This is a genomic window from Allomuricauda sp. d1, from assembly GCF_039592695.1.
GTDB lineage: Bacteria > Bacteroidota > Bacteroidia > Flavobacteriales > Flavobacteriaceae > Flagellimonas_A.
Window position 1 is genome coordinate 228,782 of the sequence record NZ_JBBUTK010000002.1, and the last position, 25,135, is coordinate 253,916.

24 protein-coding genes are annotated in these 25,135 nt (G+C 44.3%); 13 read left to right on the forward strand and 11 right to left on the reverse strand.

Annotated elements, in window-relative coordinates; all coding sequences use genetic code 11:
* Nucleotides 1-34: 34 nt before the first annotated feature.
* The 3 genes from AAAH86_RS08035 to AAAH86_RS08045 all read right to left on the reverse strand — a co-directional run bounded on the left by AAAH86_RS08035 (nt 35) and on the right by AAAH86_RS08045 (nt 1,914).
* Nucleotides 35-694, reverse strand: coding sequence for an HD domain-containing protein (locus tag AAAH86_RS08035; protein ID WP_343487050.1), 660 nt, complete (start codon nt 692-694; stop codon nt 35-37).
* Complete coding sequence (locus tag AAAH86_RS08040) at nt 691-1,422, reverse strand: lysophospholipid acyltransferase family protein (RefSeq protein ID WP_343487052.1); 732 nt, start codon at nt 1,420-1,422, stop codon at nt 691-693. Before AAAH86_RS08040 ends, AAAH86_RS08035 begins: the two co-directional genes overlap by 4 nt.
* A gap of 81 nt (nt 1,423-1,503) precedes the next feature.
* Complete coding sequence (locus AAAH86_RS08045; protein WP_343487053.1) at nt 1,504-1,914, reverse strand: BrxA/BrxB family bacilliredoxin; 411 nt, start codon at nt 1,912-1,914, stop codon at nt 1,504-1,506.
* Between the two features lie 108 nt (nt 1,915-2,022).
* On the opposite strand from AAAH86_RS08045, the gene AAAH86_RS08050 reads away from it, so the two are divergent.
* From AAAH86_RS08050 to AAAH86_RS08065, 4 genes are all read left to right on the forward strand, one after another.
* On the forward strand, nt 2,023-2,763 hold the full coding sequence (locus tag AAAH86_RS08050; protein ID WP_343487054.1) for a TerB family tellurite resistance protein: 741 nt from the start codon (nt 2,023-2,025) through the stop codon (nt 2,761-2,763).
* A 77-nt stretch (nt 2,764-2,840) separates the two neighbouring features.
* Entirely contained in the window at nt 2,841-3,425 is a 585-nt protein-coding gene (locus AAAH86_RS08055) for a HupE/UreJ family protein (RefSeq protein ID WP_343487055.1), read from the forward strand.
* Between the two features lie 81 nt (nt 3,426-3,506).
* Complete coding sequence (locus AAAH86_RS08060; RefSeq protein WP_343487056.1) at nt 3,507-3,944, forward strand: dCMP deaminase family protein; 438 nt, start codon at nt 3,507-3,509, stop codon at nt 3,942-3,944.
* A 13-nt stretch (nt 3,945-3,957) separates the two neighbouring features.
* Nucleotides 3,958-5,589: a S41 family peptidase gene (locus tag AAAH86_RS08065; RefSeq protein WP_343487057.1), complete on the forward strand. Its 1,632-nt coding sequence runs from the start codon at nt 3,958-3,960 to the stop codon at nt 5,587-5,589.
* Between the two features lie 195 nt (nt 5,590-5,784).
* On the opposite strand, the gene AAAH86_RS08070 is transcribed toward AAAH86_RS08065, so the two are convergent.
* Nucleotides 5,785-5,988 (reverse strand): hypothetical protein, encoded by a 204-nt coding sequence (locus AAAH86_RS08070; RefSeq protein WP_343487058.1) that lies wholly within the window; start codon nt 5,986-5,988, stop codon nt 5,785-5,787.
* A gap of 1 nt (nt 5,989) precedes the next feature.
* The gene (locus tag AAAH86_RS08075; RefSeq protein ID WP_343487059.1) at nt 5,990-6,562 is read right to left on the reverse strand and encodes a MarC family protein; all 573 of its coding nucleotides are present in this window, start codon (nt 6,560-6,562) and stop codon (nt 5,990-5,992) included.
* A 100-nt stretch (nt 6,563-6,662) separates the two neighbouring features.
* On the opposite strand from AAAH86_RS08075, the gene AAAH86_RS08080 reads away from it, so the two are divergent.
* A complete protein-coding gene (locus tag AAAH86_RS08080) occupies nt 6,663-7,235 on the forward strand; it encodes a DUF3109 family protein (RefSeq protein WP_343487060.1) in 573 nt (190 codons plus the stop codon).
* Here the strand turns inward: AAAH86_RS08080 and AAAH86_RS08085 are convergent.
* Both AAAH86_RS08085 and AAAH86_RS08090 read right to left on the reverse strand, forming a co-directional pair.
* On the reverse strand, nt 7,225-9,189 hold the full coding sequence (locus AAAH86_RS08085; RefSeq protein WP_343487061.1) for a tetratricopeptide repeat protein: 1,965 nt from the start codon (nt 9,187-9,189) through the stop codon (nt 7,225-7,227). The two genes, AAAH86_RS08080 and AAAH86_RS08085, sit on opposite strands and share 11 nt — an antisense overlap.
* Before the next feature lie 15 nt (nt 9,190-9,204).
* Entirely contained in the window at nt 9,205-9,939 is a 735-nt protein-coding gene (locus tag AAAH86_RS08090) for a LytTR family DNA-binding domain-containing protein (RefSeq protein WP_343487062.1), read from the reverse strand.
* 276 nt (nt 9,940-10,215) lie between these two features.
* Here AAAH86_RS08090 and AAAH86_RS08095 point away from each other — a divergent pair, with 276 nt between their 5' ends.
* The 3 genes from AAAH86_RS08095 to AAAH86_RS08105 all read left to right on the forward strand — a co-directional run bounded on the left by AAAH86_RS08095 (nt 10,216) and on the right by AAAH86_RS08105 (nt 14,369).
* Complete coding sequence (locus AAAH86_RS08095) at nt 10,216-10,353, forward strand: hypothetical protein (RefSeq protein ID WP_343487063.1); 138 nt, start codon at nt 10,216-10,218, stop codon at nt 10,351-10,353.
* 424 nt (nt 10,354-10,777) lie between these two features.
* The gene (locus AAAH86_RS08100) at nt 10,778-11,764 is read left to right on the forward strand and encodes a ribonucleotide-diphosphate reductase subunit beta (RefSeq protein ID WP_343487064.1); all 987 of its coding nucleotides are present in this window, start codon (nt 10,778-10,780) and stop codon (nt 11,762-11,764) included.
* A gap of 124 nt (nt 11,765-11,888) precedes the next feature.
* The gene (locus AAAH86_RS08105) at nt 11,889-14,369 is read left to right on the forward strand and encodes a ribonucleoside-diphosphate reductase subunit alpha (protein ID WP_343487065.1); all 2,481 of its coding nucleotides are present in this window, start codon (nt 11,889-11,891) and stop codon (nt 14,367-14,369) included.
* 387 nt (nt 14,370-14,756) lie between these two features.
* On the opposite strand, the gene AAAH86_RS08110 is transcribed toward AAAH86_RS08105, so the two are convergent.
* Nucleotides 14,757-15,410, reverse strand: coding sequence for a gluconate 2-dehydrogenase subunit 3 family protein (locus AAAH86_RS08110; protein ID WP_343487066.1), 654 nt, complete (start codon nt 15,408-15,410; stop codon nt 14,757-14,759).
* Nucleotide 15,411: 1 nt separating this feature from the next.
* Nucleotides 15,412-17,130 (reverse strand): GMC family oxidoreductase, encoded by a 1,719-nt coding sequence (locus tag AAAH86_RS08115; protein ID WP_343487067.1) that lies wholly within the window; start codon nt 17,128-17,130, stop codon nt 15,412-15,414.
* A 143-nt stretch (nt 17,131-17,273) separates the two neighbouring features.
* On the opposite strand from AAAH86_RS08115, the gene AAAH86_RS08120 reads away from it, so the two are divergent.
* The 5 genes from AAAH86_RS08120 to AAAH86_RS08140 are packed head-to-tail and all read left to right on the forward strand — an operon-like array spanning nt 17,274 to nt 22,334.
* Complete coding sequence (locus AAAH86_RS08120; RefSeq protein WP_343487068.1) at nt 17,274-18,275, forward strand: sugar phosphate isomerase/epimerase family protein; 1,002 nt, start codon at nt 17,274-17,276, stop codon at nt 18,273-18,275.
* An 18-nt stretch (nt 18,276-18,293) separates the two neighbouring features.
* Nucleotides 18,294-18,737, forward strand: coding sequence for a DinB family protein (locus tag AAAH86_RS08125; RefSeq protein WP_343487069.1), 444 nt, complete (start codon nt 18,294-18,296; stop codon nt 18,735-18,737).
* 20 nt (nt 18,738-18,757) lie between these two features.
* Complete coding sequence (locus AAAH86_RS08130; protein WP_343487070.1) at nt 18,758-19,990, forward strand: nucleoside permease; 1,233 nt, start codon at nt 18,758-18,760, stop codon at nt 19,988-19,990.
* Between the two features lie 21 nt (nt 19,991-20,011).
* Entirely contained in the window at nt 20,012-21,187 is a 1,176-nt protein-coding gene (locus AAAH86_RS08135; protein ID WP_343487071.1) for an MFS transporter, read from the forward strand.
* A gap of 10 nt (nt 21,188-21,197) precedes the next feature.
* Nucleotides 21,198-22,334, forward strand: coding sequence for a Gfo/Idh/MocA family oxidoreductase (locus tag AAAH86_RS08140; RefSeq protein ID WP_343487072.1), 1,137 nt, complete (start codon nt 21,198-21,200; stop codon nt 22,332-22,334).
* A 482-nt stretch (nt 22,335-22,816) separates the two neighbouring features.
* Here the strand turns inward: AAAH86_RS08140 and AAAH86_RS08145 are convergent, their stop codons facing one another.
* Nucleotides 22,817-23,281 carry an ASCH domain-containing protein gene (locus AAAH86_RS08145; protein ID WP_343487073.1) on the reverse strand — a complete coding sequence of 155 codons (465 nt, stop codon included), beginning with the start codon at nt 23,279-23,281 and terminating at the stop codon, nt 22,817-22,819.
* An 82-nt stretch (nt 23,282-23,363) separates the two neighbouring features.
* A complete protein-coding gene (locus tag AAAH86_RS08150; RefSeq protein ID WP_343487074.1) occupies nt 23,364-25,073 on the reverse strand; it encodes a GMC family oxidoreductase in 1,710 nt (569 codons plus the stop codon).
* Between the last annotated feature and the right edge of the window lie 62 nt (nt 25,074-25,135).

Below are 25,135 nucleotides of genomic sequence, written 5' to 3' on the forward strand. Positions count from 1 at the left end.
ATAAAATTTATGCAACTGGTGAAAAATATGTAAGCTAGACCTTTCCATTCCACTCCGCATAAAACTGTTCCAAATAATCGAGCATGAACTGGTGCCTTTTTTCGGCCAATTTTCTCCCCGCCTCAGTGTTCATTCGGTCTTTGAGCAACAGCAGTTTTTCATAAAAGTGGTTGATGGTTGGGCTGTTCGATTTTTTATACTCGGCCTTGGTCATGTTGGGTTTTGGTGGGATTGCAGGATTGTAGAGCTCCCGGTTTTTGAAGCCGCCATAATTGAAAGTACGTGCTATGCCGATGGCTCCCATGGCATCCAATCGATCGGCGTCTTGCACGACCTGAAGTTCTTTCGAATCAAAGTGCTTTGTTTTTTTATCCAAGCTGTTTTTGAAAGAGATGTGCTTGATGATGTCTTTGACATGCCTGATTGTCTTTTTGTCAATTTTTAGAGAGCTCAAAAAATCCTCTGCCATTTTTGGACCAACAGTTTCATCACCATTATGGAATTTGGCATCTGCAATATCGTGCAACAGTGCGGCCAAGCTCACTACCAGCACATCTACCTTTTCATCTTTTGCAATCAGCAGGGTGTTGTTGAACACCCGTTGTATGTGAAACCAATCATGCCCGCCCTCAGCCCCTCTGAGGGTCTCTTTCACAAAGGCTATGGTTTCTTCAATGATTTCAGCGTCGTTCATACGTGGATGCCTTTTTTGACCGCAGTTTCGGTTTTGGCAATGAGTTCGTCTAAATTCCCTTTGTTTTCAATAGGTTCGTGCACTTCAAAGATAAGATGTGCTCCCAAACCCATAGGAAATTTTCCATAGCGCAAAAGTTTCCATGAATTGTTGATGCTAATGGGTACTATCAGTGCCGAGGGAGCTTTCTTGAGCAAGGTTTTAATCCCCATGGGTTTAAAGGGCTTTGGCCTTCCATCCCTACTACGGGTTCCTTCGGGGAAAATAACGGCACTCCGATTGCATTTTTCAATGTACCGGCCCAGCTTGGCTATTTCCAATAGGGCCTGCTTGCCATCTTTACGGTCAATCAATATAGAACCGCCATGTCTGAGGTTGAACGATACGCTGGGGATGCCCTTGCCCAGCTCTTTTTTGCTCACAAATTTTGGATGGTGCTTGCGCATATACCAAACCAGTGGCGGAATGTCGTACATGCTTTGATGGTTGGTGACAATGACCAAAGGAACATCTTCAGGAATCTTTTGTTTGTTTATGAAGGTGTAGCGCGTACCCAAAATATGGGTACACCGCATCAAAAACCAATTGAGAATAGAGACACTTCTTTTATGGGCATTGTACCCGAAGACATTTAGGCACACCCACTGTATCGGATGAAAGATGACCAACACCAATCCGAAAAAGGCAAAATAAATCGGGGTCAGCAGGTAAGAAAGTATTTTGGTCATACCACAAAAATAAAAAACCACTCCCGATAGAAGTGGCTAAATTTTAAGCCTCCCCCTGTGGGGGAGGTTTGGAGGGGGCCCCTAACAATGCTCGTTATAGGCCTCCATTAAATTTTCAGCAATCATTTCCGCAGGTCGGCCTTCAATATGGTGGCGTTCGATCATGTGCACCAATTCACCATCTTTGAACAAGGCCATGCTGGGTGATGAAGGTGGAAAAGGCACCATGGCTTCACGTGCGGTGTTCACCGCTTCGGTATCCACCCCGGCAAAAACGGTGACCAAATTGTCAGGTCTTTTGTCGTTCTGCAAACTCAACTTTGCTGCTGGCCGTGCATTGGCGGCGGCACAGCCACAGACTGAATTTACCACGACCAAGGTGGTACCGTCTTTTTGTAAGGCCTCTTTAACGGCCTCACCTGTATATAATTCTTCAAATCCGGCAGTGGCTAAATCTGCACGCATCGGTTTTACCAATTCTTCAGGATACATAGTCTCTTTTTTAGGATGTCAAAGATACGCAATTTGTCGTTTTTTCAATAGCGCCCTAACAAGGGCTTTCGTGGGCAAACCTGTATCTTTGCGCTTTAATTTTTTCAAATGTTCAAATGGGCAGGAGCCTTAATAGGCTTTGTTTTTAGAGGGATTATTGGGGCAGTTGGTGGCTTCTTTCTTGGCAGCCTTTTAGATGGTGTGCTTGGCAACAGTGGCCAAAGCGGGCGAAGTGTTTTCGGTGATTTTGGGCAGCAATCGGTTTCCCCTGCAGATTTTGAACTGAATCTGCTCTCGCTCTGCTCAATTGTGATAAAAGCAGACGGTCAGGTCAGCCAACGTGAATTGGATTATGTGCGTCAATATTTCTTGGCCACCTACGGAAAAGAAAAGGCCAATGCTATTTTCAGAACCTTCAACGAGGTCATCAAAAAGCGTGAAATCTCAGCCCAAAAAATTTGCAATTATTTGAACCAGCGAACGCGCTATGAAGTAAGATTGCAGTTGCTCCACTTTTTATTTGGCATAGCCCAGGCCGATGGACAGGTAAGCAAGGCCGAAATAGAGAAACTTATGCAGCTGGCCGGTTACTTGCGCATTGGCCGTCACGACTTTGAAAGTATCAAGGCCATGTTCATCAAATCGGCCGACAACGCCTATAAGATTTTAGAGATTGAAAAATCGGCCACAGATGATGAGGTCAAAAAAGCGTATCGAACCATGGCAAAGAAATACCATCCCGATAGGGTCGTCACCCAAGATGATGCCATTAAGAAAGGGGCTGAAGAGAAGTTCAAAGAGGTGCAAAAAGCCTATGAGGTCATTCAGAAAGAACGCGGAATGGTATAAAAGTTTTAAGTTTATGGCTTCAGGTTTCAAGTTGGGCAACCAGAAACTTGTAAAAACAAACCAGAAACCACAAAACAATGCAAGATTTTTGGTTCTACATCAAGTTGGGCTTCAATCATGTACTCGATTTAGGAGCCTATGACCATATTCTTTTTTTAGCGGCCTTGGCCGTGCCCTTTACATTTAAAAAATGGCGTGAAGTCTTGATATTGGCCACTATTTTTACCATTACCCATTGTATCTCACTGGCCCTTTCGGTATATGATGTGGTCACTGTGGATGTTGGCCTTATCGAGTTTTTGATTCCCGTTACCATATTTTTGACGGCCTTGTTCAACATTTTTAGGGTGTTTAAAAAAGGCAAATCAACAGGAATCTATTTTCAGGGCCTTGCCACCGCTTTTTTCGGACTCATCCACGGTTTTGGCTTTTCCAACTATTTCAACATGCTCATGGCCGAAGAAGAAGAAAAAGTAAGTCCGCTTTTGGGGTTTGCCGCGGGCATAGAATTTTCTCAGGTCACCATAGTAATCGCCGTATTGCTTGTGGCGTACCTTTTTAGAGATCTTCTGCAGGTCAAAAAAAGCATTTTTATTGGGGCGGCATCGATTTTGATCCTCTTGGTCACAATACCAATGCTCATCGAAACGTTTCCCAAGTAAACAATCCCTTAAATTTCATCGAATAAGGTTGTGAGGCTGCTGTGAAGCAGGTATCTTTAATATCCCATTGGAAAAAAATCCATGAACCCAAAAAAACAGGAAAAATACGATAAGGCCTATCTGCGGATGGCATTGGAGTGGGGCAAACTGTCGTACTGTGAAAGAAAGCAGGTGGGGGCCATTATCGTAAAAGACCGGATGATCATTTCCGATGGATATAACGGTACCCCAACCGGATTTGAGAATGTTTGTGAAGATGAAGAAGGCTACACCAAATGGTATGTGTTGCATGCCGAGGCCAATGCAATCCTTAAAGTGGCCGCTTCGACCCAGTCGTGTGAAGGCGCAACCTTGTACATCACGTTATCCCCATGCCGTGAGTGCAGCAAGCTGATCCATCAAGCTGGCATAAAACGTGTGGTGTATCAAAAGGCCTACAAAGACGATTCTGGCCTGCGTTTTTTAGAGAGGGCCGGAGTGGCCCTGCAACATTTGCCGATTTTGGAAGAAATGGTCTGAACCTACAGAAGCTATGAAAAAGAAATATTTCTACATACTGCCCACCATACTGGCCTTGGCCATTGCCATTGGTATTTTTATTGGTGGCAAACTGCATTTTTCTGACACCCCCGAAAAGCTCTTCTCGACAAATTCAAAAAAAGACAAACTGAATCGGCTCATCGATTATATCGACTATGAGTATGTCGATGAGATTGATACCGATAGCATTGTAGACGTTACGGTGAACAATATTTTGGGAAAGTTGGATCCCCACTCGGTGTACATTCCCAAGAGTGAAATGGAAGCCGTGGCCGAGAGTATGAAAGGTGATTTTGTGGGCATCGGTATTCGTTTCAACAAATTCCGTGATACGGTGACGGTAGTGAGGGCCATCAAAGATGGGCCAAGTGACCGAAAAGGAATCAGGAGCGGCGATAAGATTCTGATGGCTCAAAACGATACGCTCTATGGAAAACGGATTCCCAACTCGGTATTGGTCGATAAATTGAAGGGCAAACCCGGCACCAAGGTTCGTTTGAAAGTCTATCGCAAATCAGAGAACCGCACTTTTGATGTTTCGTTGGTTCGCGATATCGTGCCCATCAAGAGCGTCGAGGCACAGTACATGCTTACCAGTGACATTGGCTATATCAAAATCAACCGTTTTGCAGAATCGACCTTTAAAGAGTTCAAACGGTCATTGTACAACCTGCAACGCAGGGGTGCTCAGAAATTGGTGTTGGATTTGAGGGACAATCCCGGTGGCTATCTGGGCATCGCGGAGAAATTGGCCGACGAATTCCTTCAAGAAGGCAAACTCATTCTGTTCACGAAGAACAAGAGAGGAAAGGTCAAAAAAGCCTATGCGACCAACAAGGGCAGTTTTGAGAACAAGCCCATCTACGTGCTCATCAACGAACGCTCGGCATCTGCCAGCGAAATTATTGCAGGGGCACTGCAAGACAATGATATCGGAACGATTGTCGGCAGGCGTTCCTTTGGAAAAGGATTGGTACAGCGTGAGATGGACCTTGGCGATGGTTCAGCGGTCAGGTTGACGGTGTCGCGTTATTATACCCCTACGGGGCGCTCCATCCAAAAATCGTACTCCAAAGGCCATAAAGATTACTACCAACGCTTTATGGAACGTTACAATAGTGGCGAGATGATTTCTATGGACAGTATCAGGGTAGTGGATTCACTAAAATTCACCACCCCGAACGGTAAAGTGGTCTATGGCGGTGGCGGAATCATTCCCGATGTGTTCGTGCCTATAGGTTCCAATGAAGTGGAGGCCATTAAAAGCATGGATTCTGCCGGATTTATGAGCAATTTTATTTTTCAGTATCTCGAAGAAGACCGATCTCGCTTCGCGAATTATCCAAAGTACGAATTCATTGAAGAGTACAAGGTTGACGATATTCTTTTTGAGCGCTTCATTGATTTTATTTTGAACCGAAAGATCCGGATTGATTTTTATGCCCATGAGAACATGATAAAAACCTATCTCAAGGCCAATATTGCAGAGCAATTGTATTCTCCTGATCTGGCGGCTGAGATTAAATCAACGCATGATGATATGCTTCAGAAGGTGTTGAAGCTGAACGCCAAAAACCAAGAAATCAATCCATCCGAAGAAAACCTGATTCAGTTCAGCAATTAATCATAAAAAACTACCTGACGCAAAGCGGCAGGATTCCTAAACATTGTCATTCCCGTGAATCCCGATGGCTATCGGGAGGGAATCTAAATAACAGTCCCGAAACTTCGGGACGGTTTTTGACTTTTGGGATCTAAATAATACAGACGAAACATCTTTACAGTTCCGTTTAAAGAACAACAGGCTTTAAGAAATTCTTTATTTGCCCTTGATTTTTTTCTCAATGCGCTTTGAGGTCATATAGATAAGCAGCAGAACAATGGCGCAGAGCGGGGCCAAGATTCCTATCAAAGCGATAAGACTATCCCCTTCAAAAGGACTTTCAAAATCAATTAGGGTTGCATTGTACGCTATGAGGCCGATGGCCAGAATGATGAGGATGATGGAAACCGTTTTGTTCATGCTAAAAAAGTTCGTTGATGTTCGAGGCGAACAGTTTTACCGCAATGGCCAATAAAATGACCCCAAACACCTTTCTGATGACACTCAAACCGTTTTTGCCCAGTACTCTTTCTATTTTTTGACTCGATTTGAGCACCAGATACACAAAAATAGTGTTTATGATAATGGCGACGATGATGTTCTCTACATGGTACTCGGCCCTCAGCGACAAAATGGAGGTCATGGTGCCGGCCCCGGCAATCAGTGGAAACGCAATGGGTACTACAGAGGCACTTTCGGGCTGGTCATCTCTATACAGCGTTATGCCCAAGATCATCTCAATGGCCAAGAAAAAAATGACGAAAGCCCCTGCCACGGCAAAAGAGTTCACATCGATGCCGATAAGCTTGAGGATACTCTCGCCCACAAAGAGAAAGGCCACCATGATGCTGGCGGCAACAATGGATGCCTTTTCAGACTGAATATGGCCCACTTTTTGGCGCAATGCGATAATGATGGGGATACTGCCCAGAATATCAATGACCGCAAAAAGAATCATGCTGGCGGTTGCGATTTCCTTAAAGTTCAAATTCATTTGCATGCTTGATTTTGAGCCTGCAAAATTACGTTGAAAAAAAGGATTTCGTATGTTGATAAAGCATGTAAAAAAGTAAATTTGATTTAGATTTAATATCATGTTCCAGATAGGAAAAACTTTGGTCTCAGAAGAGTTGATTGAAACTGATTTTGTCTGCAATCTGAATGCCTGTGCAGGGGCTTGCTGTGTAGATGGCGATTCTGGAGCACCGCTTCAGGATGATGAAACCGAAATACTTGAAGAAATCTATGACCAAGTAAAGCCTTTTTTACGTGCAGAGGGCATTCGCACCATTGAGCAACAGGGAACGTATGTGAAAGGCGAAGACGGGGAATGGGAAACGCCCTTGATTGACGGGCGTGAATGTGCCTATGTCACCTTCTCAGAAAACGGTACGGCCAAGTGCGGTCTTGAGCAAGCGTATGATAAAGGAGCAACACTCTGGAAAAAGCCCATTTCTTGCCACCTCTATCCGGTTAGAATCAAAGAATATTCAGAATTAACTGCAGTAAACTACCATAAATGGGGCATTTGTGATGCGGCGTGCAGTTTGGGCAAAAAATTGAACGTTCCGATTTATCGCTTTGTCAAAGACGCATTGTTGCGCAAATTCGGCAAAGCTTGGTATGATGAACTTGAAGAAGTAGCCTCAAAAATTGCTAAACCGTAGGTACGTTGATAACCACTTTGGTTCCCCTTGCGTTACCTGAATCATCAAAAAGGTCAACGATTTCTACCTCAAAATCATTGTGGTAATCTTTTGCAAAATTGGCCAAGCGTTCTTTGGTAATATCGATACCGACCGACTTTCGCTTGAGCACCCGATTTTCTTTGTTGACTTCTGCAGCTGCCCTGCCCACTCCATTATCTTCAATGGAGATGGTGATATGACCGTTATTTTTTTTGATGACCTGAAGTTCGATTTTCTTTTCACCTTCTTTTGGTGAAAGACCGTGCCACAATGCGTTTTCAAGAAAGGGTTGCAACGCGAGGGAAGGTATTTTGATCTGGTCAAGATTGATGTCATCATCCACAGCGATTTTGAAATCAATGGCATTGTTGAAACGAATGTTCTCGATGTTCATATAGAGTTCAACGGTTTCTAACTCCTCGGCCAGCGATATTTCTTTTTGCGAGGAAGCTTCCAAAATCTTTCGAACCAATTTTGAAAATTTGTTGAGGTAGTGAACGGCGTTCTTTTGCTCGTTGTTGATGATGTACAACTTTATGGAGTTCAATGAATTGAACAAAAAGTGAGGATTCATTTGGCTACGCAACATGTTCTGTTCAAGGCTCAGTACCCGACGTTCATTGTTGGTCTGATATTTTCGGTACAGAATGTACAAAATGGAAGCCAAGAGACAGGCAGCCAATGCACTCACCAAAAGAGTGGTCTGGTTTTTACGCAACCGTATATCGGCCTGTTCCTTTTGCTTGGTCAGCACTTCAATTTGATCGTTCTTCTTTTCTGACTCATAGCGCTGGATCATATCGTTCATGTACCTGAAATTGGTACTGTTGGTGATTTGTTTATCGTAGTCGTACATCTTTTTGTAATACTCCAGCGCACGTTCTTGATTGCCCTTTAGTTCTTCGAGCTCAGAAAGCCGTTTGGTTGCGATCTGGGCAATGCTCGGCATATTGTACTGTTCAGCGATTTGAAGTCCTCGCTCAAAGTTTTTTTCGGCTGTGCCCAGTTGTCTGAGCTTCATCTGTGCCCAACCCGAATTGATAAATACTGAAGAAGTGACCAGGTTGTCACCCAAACCAATGGCTTGTTCTTGTAGCGGCTCAAGAAGGTTTAGGGCCACATTGGGCATATCTTGTTTCAAGCGTACTTGGGCGATGCTGTTTTTGCAAATAATGCGCCCCATGTTCGAATTGATCAGTTCATTGTACTCGAGGGATTTCAGATAGTTGTCGAGTGCTTGATCAAGAAGTCCTTTTTGTTCAAAGCAATCCCCGATGTTTTGGTGGTTGATGGCTAACCCCAATTTATTGTCGAGTTCTTTTTCCAGTTTTAGGGCCCTTTCAAACTGCTCAATGGCCAGATCATATTGCTCGAGAGCCCGATAAAGAAGGCCGATACAGTTCAGCGATACATTGATGCTCCGTTTGATGTGGTAAGACGGATTTTCAACCGATTCCGCAAGTTCCAGTGCTTTTTGGTTGTAGTCAAGGGCTGTTTTGACGGCATCAATTCTGCGATAGACCACCCCCAGCCAGTTGAGACTGAGCACTTCAAAGTCGATACTGTTTGCCTGTTCTGAAATGGCCAGTGCTTTCTTATGGTACGTTTCTGCCTTATCCTCTTGCGAAAGGTTTCTTAGGGTTCGCCCGATATGGTTGAGCGCATAGGCCTGCCCTTCAAGATATCCTTCTGATTTTGAGAGTTGGTTGAGGTAGCCCATCAATACCGTATCTCGCTTTTCGGTTTTGAAAGTGTTATCTATTGTTCCAAAATCTTTTGGTGCCCTATTGATTAAATTTTTTGCCTTTTGCTTAAAATTCTCAGGAATCTGCTGTGCGCTTAAGCCGCCCAAAAGCACAAAAGTCAATAGAAACAGAACCCTTGCTCTAATTGGTATGGGAGGAACGTTTCTTAAAAGATAGGTTTTGGGCACAGAAGTCGTGATAGGTTATAAAAGGTCAAGAAAGTCTGACTTTTTCTGCCTTGAAACAGGTATTTTATGATTGGTCTCGAGTATAACGTAGCCATCAGTCTTCAAAAACTGTTTGACCTTATTGAGATTGACAATGTAAGAATTGTGAATTCTGAAAAAGCAGCTGCTCGGCAGTAGCTCGTTGACCTCTTTCAGTTTTTTTGTCAACAGTATTTTTTGACCATCTTTCAGGTGAACCGTGCTGTAGTTTCCGTCAGATTCGGCATACAATATTTCATCAGACTCAAAGAACAGTAATTTTCCGTCGGTATTGATGGTGATTCTTTTGGTATGTGCTTCCGTATTGTGGTTAAGCAGTATCTGTTCCAGCTTTTCAGCGGTGATGGTCTTGGTATTGAATTTTTTGATTTTATTGATGGTCTCATCCAGATCATCACTATCGATTGGTTTTAAAAGATAGTCAATGGCTTCGTTTTTGAGTGCCTTTAACGCATATTGGTTATAAGCGGTAGTGATAACCACAGGAAAGGCCTTGTTCTTAAGTTTTTTGATGAATTGAAAACCATCCATGGCGGGCATTTCGATATCCAAAAAAAGGCAGTCAGGGGTATGCTTTTCTAGATACAAAAGTGCCTCATGGGCATCGGTAAAAGAAGCGACCACATTGACCTCATCACTGAGATTGCTAAGTTCCCAACTAAGGCTTTGCAATGCTTTTATTTCGTCATCTACAATTACAGCTTCGAGCATAACACTGATTAAGGTATCAAATTTAGCACTATTACCATCATTGGTAGTGAAAATTGTGTTTTTGGCCCAATACACAGTATGGTTGGCATTATTTTCCTTAAAACTTGGTTTTTTTCAAAGGAAAGTTTTCTAAAATCTTATTTTGAACATGTAACCGCATGCCTTTCAGGTGTTTTCCATCCATACAAGATTTAACACCGTTCATACAATTGCCCCCTTGACTAGGGCAAGAGTGCTCTAATTTGGTATCGCCAAGTTTAACCAATCTATATGATCATGAGAAAATGCGCCATCTTATTTTTGATTTTCTTGACCGTATTGGTGTTTGCAGCATTGGTAGAGAACAATCAGAACCAAAAAGACGAGCTAGAGGACATGACGACCCAAGAGCTTACACTTTTGGACAAAAAATGACATTATATCAACCACTGTACGGCCAACCAAGCATACAAAAGTATGTGAGACTTTATGAGATTGCCGTTGTTTGATACAACCGTTGCGTTTTTGGGTTTCGGGGGAACTACCTTAAAGACCAACATTGTTTCTAGACGGCAGGCCGTACGGTTTGATAACCCAACCATACATATTTTGAAGCCGATGTGAAATTAAATCACATTGGCTTTTTTGTTGAACGTCGGTTTTTGGGGCGTCAAAAAAATCAGATTCTTTTAATGCAGTAAACATCACTGGCGAGCTGGGATTTCAACGATCCGTGTTAAAAACTTTGGAGATGTTTTGCCCGAACGACCTTTTCATTCCGATCTCATTTTTAAATATTTGTAAGTCCCTACCGTAAGGTAAATTTCACCCGAAATTCTAATTTTTTAAACCAAAAACGATGTCAGCAGCAGTAGAACCCATCTTGCGAGAAAATGAAGACCGATTTGTTATTTTTCCCATACAGCACCATGATCTATGGGAATGGTACAAAAAATGTGAGGCTTGTTTTTGGACTGCTGAAGAGATTGATTTACACCAAGACCTTGCCGATTGGAACGGGAAACTCAGTGATGACGAAAAGTATTTCATCAAACATATTTTGGCGTTTTTTGCCGCTTCCGACGGTATCGTGAACGAGAACCTTGCCGAAAATTTTGTAAACGAGGTGCAGTATTCTGAGGCCAAGTTTTTCTATGGATTTCAGATCATGATGGAAAACATCCATTCAGAAACCTATTCGTTGTTGATCGATACTTACGTGAAGGATGAAAAAGAGAAAAATGTGCTTTTCAAGGCGATTGAGAATTTTCCTGCCATCAAGAAAAAGGCAGACTGGGCATTGAAATGGATAGACTCACCGAGTTTCGCCGAGCGTTTGATAGCCTTTGCCGCCGTTGAGGGTATTTTCTTTTCTGGAGCGTTCTGTTCCATCTTCTGGTTGAAAAAAAGAGGCCTGATGCCAGGATTGACCTTTTCCAACGAATTGATATCAAGAGATGAGGGCATGCACTGTGATTATGCCGTGCACCTGCACAACAAGCATTTGGTGAACAAAGTGCCCAAAGAGCGTATTACCGAAATCTTGACAAACGCCCTCGATATTGAGAGAGAGTTCATCACTGAGTCGCTTCCCGTGAGTTTGATTGGTATGAACGCCAAGTTGATGACCCAATATCTGGAATTTGTAACGGATAGATTGTTGGTTGAATTGGAGTGTGAGAAGGTGTATAATTCCACCAATCCATTTGACTTTATGGATATGATCTCGCTTCAGGGCAAGACCAACTTCTTTGAGAAGCGTGTTTCTGAATACCAAAAGGCAGGCGTGCTCAACAAAGAAAAGGACACCGATTCTCAAAAAATCAGTTTCGACGCTGATTTTTAGAGACTTTCAATAAATACCCTTGAGGATTGAATTCTCAAGGTTTTTCTGCCCCAAATCTAAAACGTTAACTTTTTTAACAATTGCTTTGGTGGTTGAACCAACGTATCACTAAAAAAATGAAAAAATGTTTGTAGTAAAAAGAGATGGAAGAAAAGAGCCCATCATGTTTGACAAAATCACGGCCCGGGTAAGAAAATTGTGCTATGGCCTTAGTGAACTGGTCGACCCGATAAAGGTTTCAATGCGGGTCATTGAAGGATTGTATGATGGGGTGACCACCTCTGAGTTGGATAATCTCGCCGCAGAGATTGCTGCCACGATGACGACCACACATCCTGATTTTGCAAAGTTGGCGGCCCGCATTTCTGTCTCCAACCTACACAAAAACACCAAAAAATCCTTTTCAGAGACCATGAAGGATTTGTACGAATACGTCAACCCAAGAACGGGCAAAAAAGCACCTTTACTGTCAAAGGAAGTATACAAAGTCATACAAAAGAATGCCGACAAGTTGGATTCTACCATTATCTACAACCGTGATTTCGGCTACGATTATTTTGGATTCAAAACCTTGGAGCGTTCATATTTGCTAAAGTTGAATGGCAAAATTGCTGAACGTCCGCAGCACATGCTGATGCGTGTTTCGATCGGCATACATTTAGATGATTTGGATTCGGCCATAGAGACCTACGAGCTCATGTCAAAAAAGTACTTTACCCACGCCACGCCGACACTGTTCAATTCAGGTACGCCCAAACCCCAGATGTCATCCTGTTTCTTGTTGGCGATGAAAGACGACAGTATTGACGGTATCTATGACACCTTGAAGCAAACGGCAAAAATCTCACAATCTGCGGGCGGTATCGGGTTGTCTATTCACAATATTCGTGCAACGGGATCTTATATTGCCGGTACCAATGGCACCTCCAACGGTATCGTGCCGATGCTTCGTGTATTCAACGACACTGCGCGTTACGTAGATCAGGGTGGCGGTAAAAGAAAGGGCAGTTTTGCCATTTATGTGGAGCCGTGGCATGCCGATATTTTTGATTTCTTGGATTTAAAAAAGAACCACGGTAAAGAAGAAATGCGGGCCCGTGACCTTTTCTACGCCATGTGGATGCCCGATTTGTTCATGAAAAGGGTGGAAGCCGATGCGGAGTGGACGTTAATGTGCCCCAACGAATGCCCTGGATTGTTCAGCAGCCATAGTGAGGAATTCGAAAAGCTGTATACCAAATATGAGGAAGAGGGCAAAGGGCGAAAAACGATAAAGGCCCGCGAACTGTGGGAAAAAATATTGGAGTCGCAGATTGAGACCGGTACACCATACATGCTTTACAAAGATGCAGCCAACCGCAAGAGCAACCAAAAGAATTTGGGTACCATTCGTTCATCGAACCTATGCACCGAAATTTTGGAATATACTTCGCCCGATGAGGTGGCGGTATGTAACTTAGCCTCCATCGCATTGCCCATGTTCGTGAAGAACGGGCAGTTTGACCATAAAGAGCTGTTCAAGGTCACAAAAAGGGTAACCAAGAACCTGAACAGGGTCATCGATAGAAATTACTATCCGGTCAAAGAAGCCGAGAATTCAAACATGCGCCACAGACCGATTGGCTTGGGGGTGCAGGGCTTGGCCGATGCCTTTATCATGCTGCGATTGCCATTTACAAGTGATGAGGCCAGACAATTGAACCAAGATATTTTTGAGACACTTTATTTTGCAGCGGTCACTGCTTCTATGGAGGAAGCTAAAAAAGACGGCACCTATTCTTCTTATGAAGGTTCGCCGATCTCGCAGGGCGAGTTTCAGCACAATCTCTGGGGATTAAAAGATGAGGAACTTTCCGGAAGGTGGGATTGGGCCAAACTCAGAAAAGATGTCAAAAAGAACGGTGTACGCAATTCACTCTTAGTGGCACCGATGCCGACGGCATCGACCTCGCAGATTTTGGGCAACAACGAATGCTTTGAACCTTACACATCAAACATTTATACACGCCGCGTACTTTCAGGGGAGTTTATCGTAGTGAACAAGCACCTCTTGGAAGACTTGGTGAAACTGGGCCTTTGGAATGAAAATCTTAAGCAAGAATTGATGCGGGCCAACGGATCTATCCAACATATTGAGACCATCCCTGATGACATCAAAGAACTCTATAAAACGGTCTGGGAGTTGAGCATGAAAGACATCATCGACATGAGCCGTCAGCGGGGTTATTTCATTGATCAGAGCCAGTCGCTGAACCTGTTCATGGAAAATGCCAATTACGCGAAGCTCACTTCAATGCACTTCTACGCATGGAAGAGTGGTTTAAAAACAGGCATGTACTATTTAAGGACCAAGGCGGCTGTTGATGCCATCAAATTCACCTTAGACAATACGAAGAAAAAAGAAATGCCCATCAGTGTGGCGGCAGAGGCAGAGATTGAAGCGGCCGTGGCACCAAAAAAAGCTGAAAACCTCAAAGTGAACCCAACTCCGGTGACCCAACAAGATGTAGAGGCACAGCCTATGACGGAAGCTGAAATGGCGGCATTGATTGCACGCGCCAAAGAAGGCGAGGCAGATGACGATTGCCTGATGTGCGGATCATAAAGAGGCTAAGACGAACCACTTTTGGTGGTGTCTAGCATGTAAGAGCTGAACGACTGTTTTCAGCGAAGGATAGTGTTTATTTGATTAAGATACCCTGACGGACCACCCCACATAGGTTTTGTCGGGGTATTTTTTAATTTAGTATAAGGGCCAAGTTAGAAAAGGGCATTACTTTTTTAGATGCCCTCTCATAACTCCGTAAGAGAGAAGAAACAGGACAATGTAGACAAACAAAAAAATAAGATACTTTTCCATTTCTTTATAGGAAGGATTACCATTATATACGTAGTAAAAACGCAAAAAGATTACAGAAAGTATAGTTAAATAAAACAAAAAACCCTTTCAGTGCCATCACTGAAAGGGTTGATACGTGAAAATAATTATATGCTACAAAGACCAGGCTTTTCTTCCGGTCAACTCATTGACATCGCCACAAGCCACATACTCACCGGGTATGGGCAGGTAGGCCAAGACCTCTTCTCCGATTGTTTCTGATGATTTGTAGGCCCAAGTGGCCAGACCCCTCAAATCGTTGGCAAATGAAAAACGGGCAATATCATCATCCAACGTGGCCTGCCCGCCCTGCATAATAGCTTCCATATAGCTGCTTATTGCCTTGCCGTGCAATTCTTCCTCTTCATCACTACGTTTTCTGAGATAGGTTTTGAGCACGGGTTCAATGTGTTCCGCTTCAATATCCATCAAAGACTCCTTGCCAGAATCGGCCAAGACCTTATCAAAGAAATTGTCCATCCGAATTTTGACAAAAGCCTGTTGTTCCTCTGGCAGAACCTTATCCAAGAACTCATCGATAAAGACATGTACGTTCACTTCGGTTGCCGAAGGGGTATCTGTTTTCGGGAGGATAACATCAACGGTCTGTGCCAGGGCATACCCTTTTTCTTTTTCTAAAAAGCTGGGAGTCCATTCCGCATAATGTGGCTTTTCTTTACAGCCTTGCATGATGGACAACAGGGTTGGGGTGGCTACGGCATAGCCAAAAACCATGCCCATGTTCTTGAGTGCGTTTCTTCTTTCCATATCAGATATTACCTTTTTTAAGTTCTTGTGCGGCATGGTTTGCGGCCCTTGCCGTGAAGGCCATGTAGGTCAGTGACGGATTTACACAAGCTCCTGAGGTCATGAAGGCGCCATCGGTCACATAAACATTTTTACAGGCATGTACCTGATTGTAGCCGTTGACCACCGAGGTTCTTGGATTTCTGCCCATTCTGGCAGTACCCATCTCGTGAATGCCCAGCCCTATGGCATAATCATCATCAAAGGTTTCTATTTCTCTTGCGCCCGCCTTTTCCAGCATGGCCGCGGCCTGCTCTTGCATGTCTTTACGCATCTTCAGCTCATTTTCCTTGATTTCGGCATCAAAGGTCACTGTGGGCAATCCCCATTGGTCAAGCTTTTCGTAATCAAGCGTCATTTTATTTTCGTGATAGGGAAGAATTTCTCCAAAGCCGTTGATTCCTATATTCCATCCTCCAGGAGATAACACAGCATCCTTGTATGCTTTGCCAAAAGATGCCTCAGCGACCAAGTCTTCATAATCGCCGCGACCTGCACCGCCTTGGTAGCCATAGCCTCTGGTGAATTCTTTCATGTTTGAATCACCACCGATATTTCTAAAACGGGGGATGTAAATACCATTGGGTTTTCGGCCTTTATAGTATTTGTCGTCAAAACCATCCATTTTGCCACTGGCACCAGCTTTGAAATGGTGGTCCATGATATTGTGACCAAGTTCACCCGAGTCATTGCCCAATCCGTTAGGGAATCTATCCGATTTTGATTGCATCAAAATAGAGGTTGAAGCCACGGCCGATGCACAAAGGAAAATGACCTTGGCCTTGAATTCAAATTCTTCTTTTGTCTCTCGGTCAATGACCTTTACGCCAGTGGCTTTTCTCGTATTGGGGTCATAAATGACTTCATGAACGATAGCATCGGGTCGCAGTGTCATATTGCCGGTTCGTTCGGCTGCCGGCAGTGTTGAAGAAACACTGCTGAAATAAGCCCCGAATGGGCATCCCCTGATACATCGATTTCTAAATTGGCAACGAACCCGGCCGTCACCTTCAAACTGTTTGTCACTGTTGATATGGGCGACGCGACCGGCAGTGATAACACGGCCATCAAAATTTTCAGCCACTTTCTGGCGAACGTGGTCTTCTACACAGTTAAGTTCCATCATGGGCTCAAACTGCCCGTCGGGCAATTGTGGCAGACCTAAAAGTTCACCCGAAACCCCAATGTATGATTCCACCTTATCGTACCAAGGTGCTATATCTTTATATCTAACAGGCCAATCTACAGCTATGCCATCATTCTTATTGGCCTCAAAATCAATATCACTCCACCGGTAGCTATGACGGCCCCACAAAATGGAGCGACCCCCAACATGATACCCCCGCATCCAATCAAAACGCTTGACCTCATTGTAAGGATGGTCAATGTCGTCAACAAACCAAAAATGATGGGGTGCTTTCACGGTGTACCCGGTTCTGGCCTGCTTTTCTTGTCGGGCCATCTGTTCTTTTGGCAGTTCACCGTTATGTGGAAAATCCCAAGAGTCCATATTGGCCGTCGGGTAGTCTTCACGATGCTTGACCATGGGCCCTCTTTCGAGCACCAAGGTTTTCAATCCGTTTTCGCAAAGTTCTTTAGCGGCCCATCCACCACTGATACCAGTACCAACAACAATGGCATCGTACGATTCTTGTTCTTGGTTGTAATAAAATTTACTCATGTATTCTGACTTGTTTATCCTCTAAATGTATTAAATATTAAATTAATTTTCTACATTTAATCCTTGTCGTTTTTGAAGATACCACACTAAAACGTTGTAGTTGTTTAACATAAACAAATAATCATCAAACCGTTTGTTGAAAAATGAAAAGAAGAAAATTTATAGGGAATACAGCCCAAGCTGGTCTTGTAGTTTCTTTCTTAGGATTACATGCCTGCAAGGAGGCAAAAAAAGAAGCACCTGAGCAAGACGCAGCAATGGCCGAAGAAGAAAGCACTGCACCGTTTTTTAAACTTTCATTGGCCCAATGGTCAATAAACAAAATGATACGTAATGACGGGGTAGACCCCTATACTTTTGCCGAAAAGGCAAAGGAGTGGGGCTTTACGGGATTGGAATATGTAAGCGGCCTTTATTATCCTGAATTGGAAAAAGAAGATTTCTCAGATACCGCAATGCAGGCTTTTGTGGCCAAGTGCAATACAGAGGCGAGCAAACACGGAATGAAAAATTTGTTGATCATGGTCGATGGCCAAGGGCCGTTGGCAGCTGCGGATGAAGGCGAGCGAGATAAAGCCGTCACGAACCACTTTAAATGGGTCGATGCGGCGGCGGCAATGGATTGTCATTCGATACGGGTCAATCTTCAGGGCAGTATGGAAAAAGACGAATGGACGGCAGCTTCAGTTGACGGATTGACCAAACTGTCTACCTACGCCAAAGACAAGAACATCAATGTCATCGTTGAAAACCATGGTGGGCCTTCTTCAAATGCAGCTTGGTTGGCCAATGTGATGGCTGAGGTAGGTATGGATAATTGTGGAACCCTACCTGATTTCGGAAACTTCTGTATCAGAAGAGAAGATGGCTCTTATTACGAATCAAAGTGTTTAGAAGAGTACGATAAGTACAAAGGGGTCAAAGAGTTGATGCCCTACGCAAAAGCGGTCAGTGCAAAATCCTATAGTTTTGATGAAGAAGGCGAAGAATCGAGAATTGATTATACCCGAATGCTGAAAATTGTAAAAGATGCAGGGTACACGGGCCATATCGGAGTCGAATATGAAGGAGTCGATTTGGGAGAGAAGGAAGGAATCTTGGCCACAAAAAACCTGTTGGTCAATGCTGCTAAAAACTTAGGATAGTAGCTGGGCATATTTTCTATGAAAGCACTTTTTAACCAACTGTACGACTACAACTTTTATTGCAACCGACAACTGATTGAGCAATGCGGTGAATTGGCAGCGATACCAGAGAACACCGCAAGGCTGTTCAACCATATTCTGAACGCACACCATCTCTGGAATTCCCGTATTTTGAACAGACCCGCTGAGTATGGTGTCTGGCAAGAGCATCCGTTGGCCGACTGGCAAGACATCCACTATGAGAACCAGCGAACTTCCTTTGAAATCATCACCAATACCGACGACTTTGAAAAGCGCATTGATTATGAAACTACCGAAGGAAGGGTCTATGCCAGTGAGCTAAAAGATATTTTGTTTCATGTCATCAACCACTCGACCCATCACCGCGGGCAGATTCTTATGGATTTTAGAAACAACGGCATCGAGCCGAATCCCTTTGATTACATCCATTACAAACGATAAACCAAAAACGGCCTAAGCACATGAATATTACCACCAAGTTTCAACTGTCTTTTATGATGTTTCTCGAATTTTTTATTTGGGGAGGCTGGTTCGTAACCTTGGGCACATTTCTTGGCAATAATTTGAATGCTTCTGGCGGTGAGATTGCCCAAGCCTTCTCAACACAATCTTGGGGAGCCATTATCGCACCTTTTATCATTGGTCTTATTGCCGACCGCTATTTCAACGCTGAACGTATTTTGGGGGTATTGCACCTTTTGGGAGCTTTTTTGATGTACCGGATGTACAATGCCACCGATTTTGCCGTCTTTTATCCGTATGTCTTGGGGTACATGATATTGTACATGCCCACGTTGGCCTTGGTGAACTCCATATCCTTCAACCAGATGACAGACCCCGCCAAAGAATTTTCTTTTGTACGGGTTTTTGGAACGATTGGGTGGATCGTTGCAGGACTCATCATCAGTTATCTATTTCTTTGGGATTCTTCGGAAGGAATCCAATCGGGCTTGTTAAAGAATACCTTTTTAATGGTGGCGATTGCCTCTGCGGTTTTGGGATTGTTCAGTTTTACATTGCCGAAGACACCGCCAAAAATCAGCAAAGATGAGAAAGTGAGCCTATCGGGAATTTTAGGGTTGGATGCCTTGAAACTGTTGAAAGACAAAAACTTTCTGATTTTCTTTATCTCATCGGTGCTGATATGTATTCCCTTGGCATTTTATTATCAAAATGCAAATCCCTTCCTTTCGGAGATTGGCGTCAATAACCCCACCGGAAAGATGACCATTGGTCAAGCCTCAGAGGTGATCTTTATGTTGTTGTTGCCCTATTTTTTTACAAAGTTCGGCTTCAAAAAGACCATTTTGGTGGGCATGTTGGCGTGGACGGTGCGCTATCTGCTCTTCGCCTATGGCAACGCCGGTGATTTGACGTTCATGTTGATTATCGGTATTGCATTGCACGGCATCTGCTATGATTTCTTCTTTGTCTCTGGACAGATTTATACGGATACCAAAGCGGGCGAGAAATACAAGAGCGCGGCCCAAGGGCTGATTACATTGGCCACCTACGGCGTGGGGATGCTCATCGGTTTTTGGATAGCGGGCAAGATTACCGATACCTTTCTTTTGGAAGATACGGGAGGCCACGCTTGGGAATCCATTTGGATCTATCCTGCAGGTTTTGCATTTGTGGTATTCATCCTGTTCATGCTCCTTTTCAAAAATGAAAAAATCACGTATAGCAAGTAATAAACCAATTCAACGTTCTCAATGGAAAATATAAATAAGAATCGATTGTTCGTTGCCTCTTGTATGGCACTTTTGGTCACCGCGATGACCTTTGCCATCAGGGCACGATTAGAAACTGTATTTGGGCCTGAAGGCATAGGCTTGACACTTGAACAAATTGGCTGGGCCTTCACTCCAGCCTTTTTCGGATTCACCGCCGCAATGATAGTGGGCGGCCCTTTAGTCGATACTTTGGGTATAAAGAAGATAACTTGGTTGGCCTTTATCACCCATGCCATCGGTATTTTTTGGACGATACTTGCAAGAGATCAGACTTCACTCTTTTTGGCAACGCTTTTTGTAGGTATTGGCAACGGTATGGTCGAGGCAGCGCTCAACCCTATGATTGCATCTATGTACCCAAAAAATAAAACCAAGATGTTGAATCGGTTTCATGTTTGGTTTCCGGGAGGTATTGTGGTGGGATCGATCGTAGGCTGGTTGGTGATGGATGTGATGGGGCTCAGTTGGCAAATCATGGTCGGTACATTGTTTGTTCCACTTTTGATATACGGTTTTATGTTCATAGGCCAGCAGTTTCCGGTTACAGAAAGGGTCAAGATGGGGGTCAGTAATGCCAAAATGTGGAAAAGTGTCGCAAAGCCGCTGTTTCTGTTTATGGTTATCTGTATGTTCTTGACCGCCGCCACAGAATTGGGCACCAACCAGCGTATAGAGTCTTTATTAAAATCAACTGTAGCAGTGCCCTTATTGGTCTTGGCATTTATCAATGGCATCATGGCCATAGGCCGTGCCTTTGCAGGTCAGGTGGTGCATAAGCTTAAACCAGAGGGCATGCTCTTGTTCTCAGCGGTTTTTGCCTTTTTGGGGCTTTGGCTGTTGACCATAACCAGTGGGCCCATGACCTTTTTTGCAGCGGCAGTGTTTGCGGTGGGCATCACTTTTTTCTGGCCAACCATGATATCATTTGTGGCCGAGTACATCCCTGAAAGTGGTGCCTTGGGCCTTTCTATCATGGGCGGGGCTGGAATGCTTTCCGTATCGGTAGTGCTTCCCATTATGGGTAACATCATTGACAACGCCAGTGCGAATGAAGCGTTGAAAATCATGTCAGTGCTTCCTGCAATTTTGATAGTTTTGTTCTTGGGACTCAACCTGTACATGAGAAATAGAAAACCAAAAACAGCAGAAGCATAAAACACAAAAAATGCCAAAAAAAATCAGATTAGGAATCATAGGTGGGGGAGGCGATTCCCTTATCGGGGTGCTGCACCGTGTTGCGGCCTTCATCAATGATAATTACGAAATCACCGGTGCGGTTTTCAGTCCCGACCATCAAGAGAGCTTGGATTTCGCAAAGGAGATTGATATTCCCCTAAATAGGATTTATAAGGATTTGGACACGCTCATTGAAGAAGAATTAAAGCTTCCTGAAGAAGAGCGCATTCAGGTCTGTTCAGTGCAGACCCCTAATTTTCTGCATTTCCCCATGGCCAAAAAGTTGTTGGACAATGGTTTTCACGTCATCTGTGAAAAGCCCATGACGATGGATTATGCCGAGGCGAAAGAATTGGAAGCTTCCCACAAAAAATCAGGTAAAGTATTTGCCCTCACCCACACCTATACAGGCTACCCCATGGTACGGCAGATGCGTGAGATGATCAAGGCAGGGGAGCTGGGTAAAATCCATAAAGTTGATGCGCGTTATTACCAAGGGTGGATCAATCCCATCATCCACGATAAAGAAAAAAGGAATTCGGTATGGCGACTGGATCCCGAAAAAGCGGGCATCAGCTCATGTATGGGCGATATCGGGGTACATGCTTTTAATTTGGTGGAATACACCACGGGCTTGAAGGTGAAATCCATTTTATGTGATTTCAACTACCTCTATGACGACAACAAAATGGATGTTGATGGCACGGTGCTCATTCGCATGGACGAGCATGTAAAAGGGGTCATCAGGGCAAGCCAAGTGGCCACGGGCGAAGAAAATGGTTTGGCCATTCGCATTTACGGCGAAAAAGGCGGTTTTGTTTGGGAGCAGGAGAATCCGAATTTCTTGTATTTTTTCACTGAAGGAAAACCGCTGCAGGTCTACAAACCAGGCCATCCGTACAATTCAAAATTGTCGTTGGACGGCACCAAACTTCCGCCGGGTCACCCCGAGGGCATTTTTGACTCGATGGCGAATATCTACCTCGGTGCTGCGAAGGCCATACGGGGTGAAGCCTATAATGATGGTGAATTCCCAACCATGGAAGATGGGGTTCGAGGGATGAACTTTATTGAGAATACGGTCGCCTCACATAAACAGGGCAGTGTTTGGGTAGAGATGGATTAAGTTTTCATCTCGTTCATTTTGTCTTGATACAAAACGAGCCAGGACGGAACGAAAAAGTTCATAGAACTTTTTCAGTGACGTGCCAGAGGGAGCTGGGAAAAAAAGATTTCAAGGAAATTTCTTTCCAAAGGAAAGAACCGTTCCAGTCTGGCGCTGCATGCTTTTTCCGCCTATGGCGGACGCACTTTCGCTATCGGTTTTCCGCAAAGCGGAAAAATTCATACGAAGAAAGCGTCCTTTCTTTTGTTTCGTTTTCTCTTGTCTCCGACGAGCAAAAGCGAGAGGAAGACACAGCAAAGAAAATGAAAGAAATATTTAATTAGTAACGGCTAAACCTCTACCATGGAAGATGGGGTTCGTGGTATGGACTTTATTGAGAATACGGTCGCTTCTCACAAACTGGGCAATGTTTGGGTGAAGATGGATTAAGATATTTTCAAGCAGACCCTCAAGGTTTTCAATACCTTGAAGTTCTTGACAGTTTACCGCTGAAACATCTTCTCAAACCGTTCAAAGACCACAATCATACTTTCCAGAGGTTTACGCCCGAAGGGTTCAAGTTCTCGGGTATAGTATTCCCAATGCGTTTTGCGCCAGTGTTCGAGGCTTTTGTCGCCTTCACCCTCCATTCGGGCATGTTCGGCATGAATGGCAAAATAAGGGATCAGCTTGACCGAAGTGGTTCTGACAATACACTTTGCCTTGCCCGACCAATCGGTGACCACTAAAAAGTCTCCTATTTTGGGCAGCTCCTCACCGCGTAGTTGAAGTCCCAGCAGCGAATGCGAAGTGGCCCGTTTGATGTCTTTGCTGATTAAGTCTGCACAAAGGTTGGCATCTTTCTCATTGTCACAAAAATGCCCCACTTTTGGCGCATCTTCGTTGGCAAACTCTAGATGTTTGTCCAAAAAATCACCCCATAGATTACGGGCCGAAGCGTTTTCCATAGATTGGTTGTATCAAAACAATATTAAGAAATGCAGGCCAATAAATTCAATTTTTTCGCCAAAGTAACCTTTAAGTAAGGGCTTAGGTCGCTGAAAATGTGCCTTTTTTGAATGCTTTGGCAGCATGATTGGCGGCACGGGCCGTGAATGCCATATACGTCAAAGAAGGGTTCACACAACTGGCGGAAGTCATAAAGGCCCCATCGGTCATATACACATTGGGTACGGCATGCACTTGGTTGTGTTTGTTGGTCACCGAAGTCCTCGGGTTCCAACCCATGCGGGCACCGCCCATTTCATGGATTCCGAGGCCTGGCCCAGTTTCTTCATTGAAAGTTTTAACATTCTTAAAACCGACATTTTTAAATATGGATTCAGCTTCACGTACGATAGCTTCCCGCATGTTCAATTCATTTTCTTTGAACTCTACATCAAAATCAAGTTGTGGCAGACCCCATGCATCCTTTTTATCAGTGCTGAGCGTGACACGGTTGTCGTGGTGTGGCAGCATCTCGCCAAAACCGGTCATACCTATCTGCCATCCCCCAGGTTTCAAAATGGCTTCTTTATAGGCTTTACCATAGCCCATTTCAGCTACCATTTCGGCCCAGTTGTCGCGACTGGCCCCACCTTGGTAGCCAAAGCCGCGCAGGAATTCCTTTTGTTGGGTCTTTTCATCCAGATTTACAAATCGGGGAATGTAAAAACCATTGGGTCGTCTGCCCTTATAGTATTTATCCAAATGGCCGTCGACTTTGGCTGAGGCGCCTAACTTGTAATGGTGGTCCATGATATTCCTTCCAACTTCATCATAATCATTGCCCATTCCGTTCGGGAAGCGTTTCGATTTCGATTGCAATAGAATACCGACTGAGGCCATTGCTGAGGCGCATAAGAAGATGATCTTTCCCTTGAATTCCAATTTTTCATGCGTCTCGGCATCGGTGACCCCGACCCCAGATGCCATTTTGGTATTCTCATCATAAATCACTTCATGTACGATGGAGTTCGGTCGCAAGGTCATATTGCCCGTGCGTTCCGCCGCAGGAAGGGTGGAAGAGTTACTACTGAAATATCCCCCGAAAGGGCAGCCCCGCCAGCATCGGTTTCGATATTGGCATGGCCCACGGCCTTCAAATTCGGTCGTATTTTCAGTGATATGGGCGACCCGCCCAATGGTCAAAAGACGGCCATCTTCAAACCGCTCTTGCATTGCTTGCTGCAGGTCTTTTTCAACACAGTTCAGCTCCATGGCGGGTTGAAACTTGCCGTCGGGCAATTGCCTGAGCCCTAAATTCTCCCCACTCACACCGATATATTGTTCGACTTTGTCATACCAAGGGGCGATATCGGCATACCTGACCGGCCAATCCACAGCGATGTCTTCCTTAAGGTTGGCTTCAAAATCAACATCGCTCCAACGATAGCTTTGCCTGCCCCAGGTCAAAGAACGGCCCCCCACTTGATAGCCCCGAATCCAGTCGAAACGTTTGGTTTCTACATAGGGATGCTCCAAATCATTGACAAAAAAGTGCTTGACATCATCTTTTGGGGCCCAGCCCAACCGGCGTTGCACAGGGTATTTTTTAAGCTCTTCATGTGACAGTTCGCCCTTGAACGGATAATCCCACGGGTCATCGTTCATGGTCTTATAATCCGCAACGTGCTTGACCATAGGGCCACGCTCCAGCACCAAGGTTTTCAAGCCATTTTCACAGAGTTCTTTGGCGGCCCAGCCACCACTGATTCCTGTTCCGACCACAATGGCGTCATAAACGGTATTCGGGTTCATAATTCGGTTGTTTTAATTGTCAATGAATCGCTATATTTATAGACTTTTCAACAAAAATTTGA

What these genes read in the sequence shown, in the direction of transcription:
- AAAH86_RS08035 (WP_343487050.1), bottom strand. Translation starts at nt 694, where the DNA reads ATGAACGACGCTGAAATCATTGAAGAAACCATAGCCTTTGTGAAAGAG.
- AAAH86_RS08040 (WP_343487052.1), bottom strand. Translation starts at nt 1,422, where the DNA reads ATGACCAAAATACTTTCTTACCTGCTGACCCCGATTTATTTTGCCTTT.
- AAAH86_RS08045 (WP_343487053.1), bottom strand. Translation starts at nt 1,914, where the DNA reads ATGTATCCTGAAGAATTGGTAAAACCGATGCGTGCAGATTTAGCCACT.
- AAAH86_RS08050 (WP_343487054.1), top strand. Translation starts at nt 2,023, where the DNA reads ATGTTCAAATGGGCAGGAGCCTTAATAGGCTTTGTTTTTAGAGGGATT.
- AAAH86_RS08055 (WP_343487055.1), top strand. Translation starts at nt 2,841, where the DNA reads ATGCAAGATTTTTGGTTCTACATCAAGTTGGGCTTCAATCATGTACTC.
- AAAH86_RS08060 (WP_343487056.1), top strand. Translation starts at nt 3,507, where the DNA reads ATGAACCCAAAAAAACAGGAAAAATACGATAAGGCCTATCTGCGGATG.
- AAAH86_RS08065 (WP_343487057.1), top strand. Translation starts at nt 3,958, where the DNA reads ATGAAAAAGAAATATTTCTACATACTGCCCACCATACTGGCCTTGGCC.
- AAAH86_RS08070 (WP_343487058.1), bottom strand. Translation starts at nt 5,988, where the DNA reads ATGAACAAAACGGTTTCCATCATCCTCATCATTCTGGCCATCGGCCTC.
- AAAH86_RS08075 (WP_343487059.1), bottom strand. Translation starts at nt 6,562, where the DNA reads ATGAATTTGAACTTTAAGGAAATCGCAACCGCCAGCATGATTCTTTTT.
- AAAH86_RS08080 (WP_343487060.1), top strand. Translation starts at nt 6,663, where the DNA reads ATGTTCCAGATAGGAAAAACTTTGGTCTCAGAAGAGTTGATTGAAACT.
- AAAH86_RS08090 (WP_343487062.1), bottom strand. Translation starts at nt 9,939, where the DNA reads ATGCTCGAAGCTGTAATTGTAGATGACGAAATAAAAGCATTGCAAAGC.
- AAAH86_RS08095 (WP_343487063.1), top strand. Translation starts at nt 10,216, where the DNA reads ATGAGAAAATGCGCCATCTTATTTTTGATTTTCTTGACCGTATTGGTG.
- AAAH86_RS08100 (WP_343487064.1), top strand. Translation starts at nt 10,778, where the DNA reads ATGTCAGCAGCAGTAGAACCCATCTTGCGAGAAAATGAAGACCGATTT.
- AAAH86_RS08105 (WP_343487065.1), top strand. Translation starts at nt 11,889, where the DNA reads ATGTTTGTAGTAAAAAGAGATGGAAGAAAAGAGCCCATCATGTTTGAC.
- AAAH86_RS08110 (WP_343487066.1), bottom strand. Translation starts at nt 15,410, where the DNA reads ATGGAAAGAAGAAACGCACTCAAGAACATGGGCATGGTTTTTGGCTAT.
- AAAH86_RS08115 (WP_343487067.1), bottom strand. Translation starts at nt 17,130, where the DNA reads ATGAGTAAATTTTATTACAACCAAGAACAAGAATCGTACGATGCCATT.
- AAAH86_RS08120 (WP_343487068.1), top strand. Translation starts at nt 17,274, where the DNA reads ATGAAAAGAAGAAAATTTATAGGGAATACAGCCCAAGCTGGTCTTGTA.
- AAAH86_RS08125 (WP_343487069.1), top strand. Translation starts at nt 18,294, where the DNA reads ATGAAAGCACTTTTTAACCAACTGTACGACTACAACTTTTATTGCAAC.
- AAAH86_RS08130 (WP_343487070.1), top strand. Translation starts at nt 18,758, where the DNA reads ATGAATATTACCACCAAGTTTCAACTGTCTTTTATGATGTTTCTCGAA.
- AAAH86_RS08135 (WP_343487071.1), top strand. Translation starts at nt 20,012, where the DNA reads ATGGAAAATATAAATAAGAATCGATTGTTCGTTGCCTCTTGTATGGCA.
- AAAH86_RS08140 (WP_343487072.1), top strand. Translation starts at nt 21,198, where the DNA reads ATGCCAAAAAAAATCAGATTAGGAATCATAGGTGGGGGAGGCGATTCC.
- AAAH86_RS08145 (WP_343487073.1), bottom strand. Translation starts at nt 23,281, where the DNA reads ATGGAAAACGCTTCGGCCCGTAATCTATGGGGTGATTTTTTGGACAAA.
- AAAH86_RS08150 (WP_343487074.1), bottom strand. Translation starts at nt 25,073, where the DNA reads ATGAACCCGAATACCGTTTATGACGCCATTGTGGTCGGAACAGGAATC.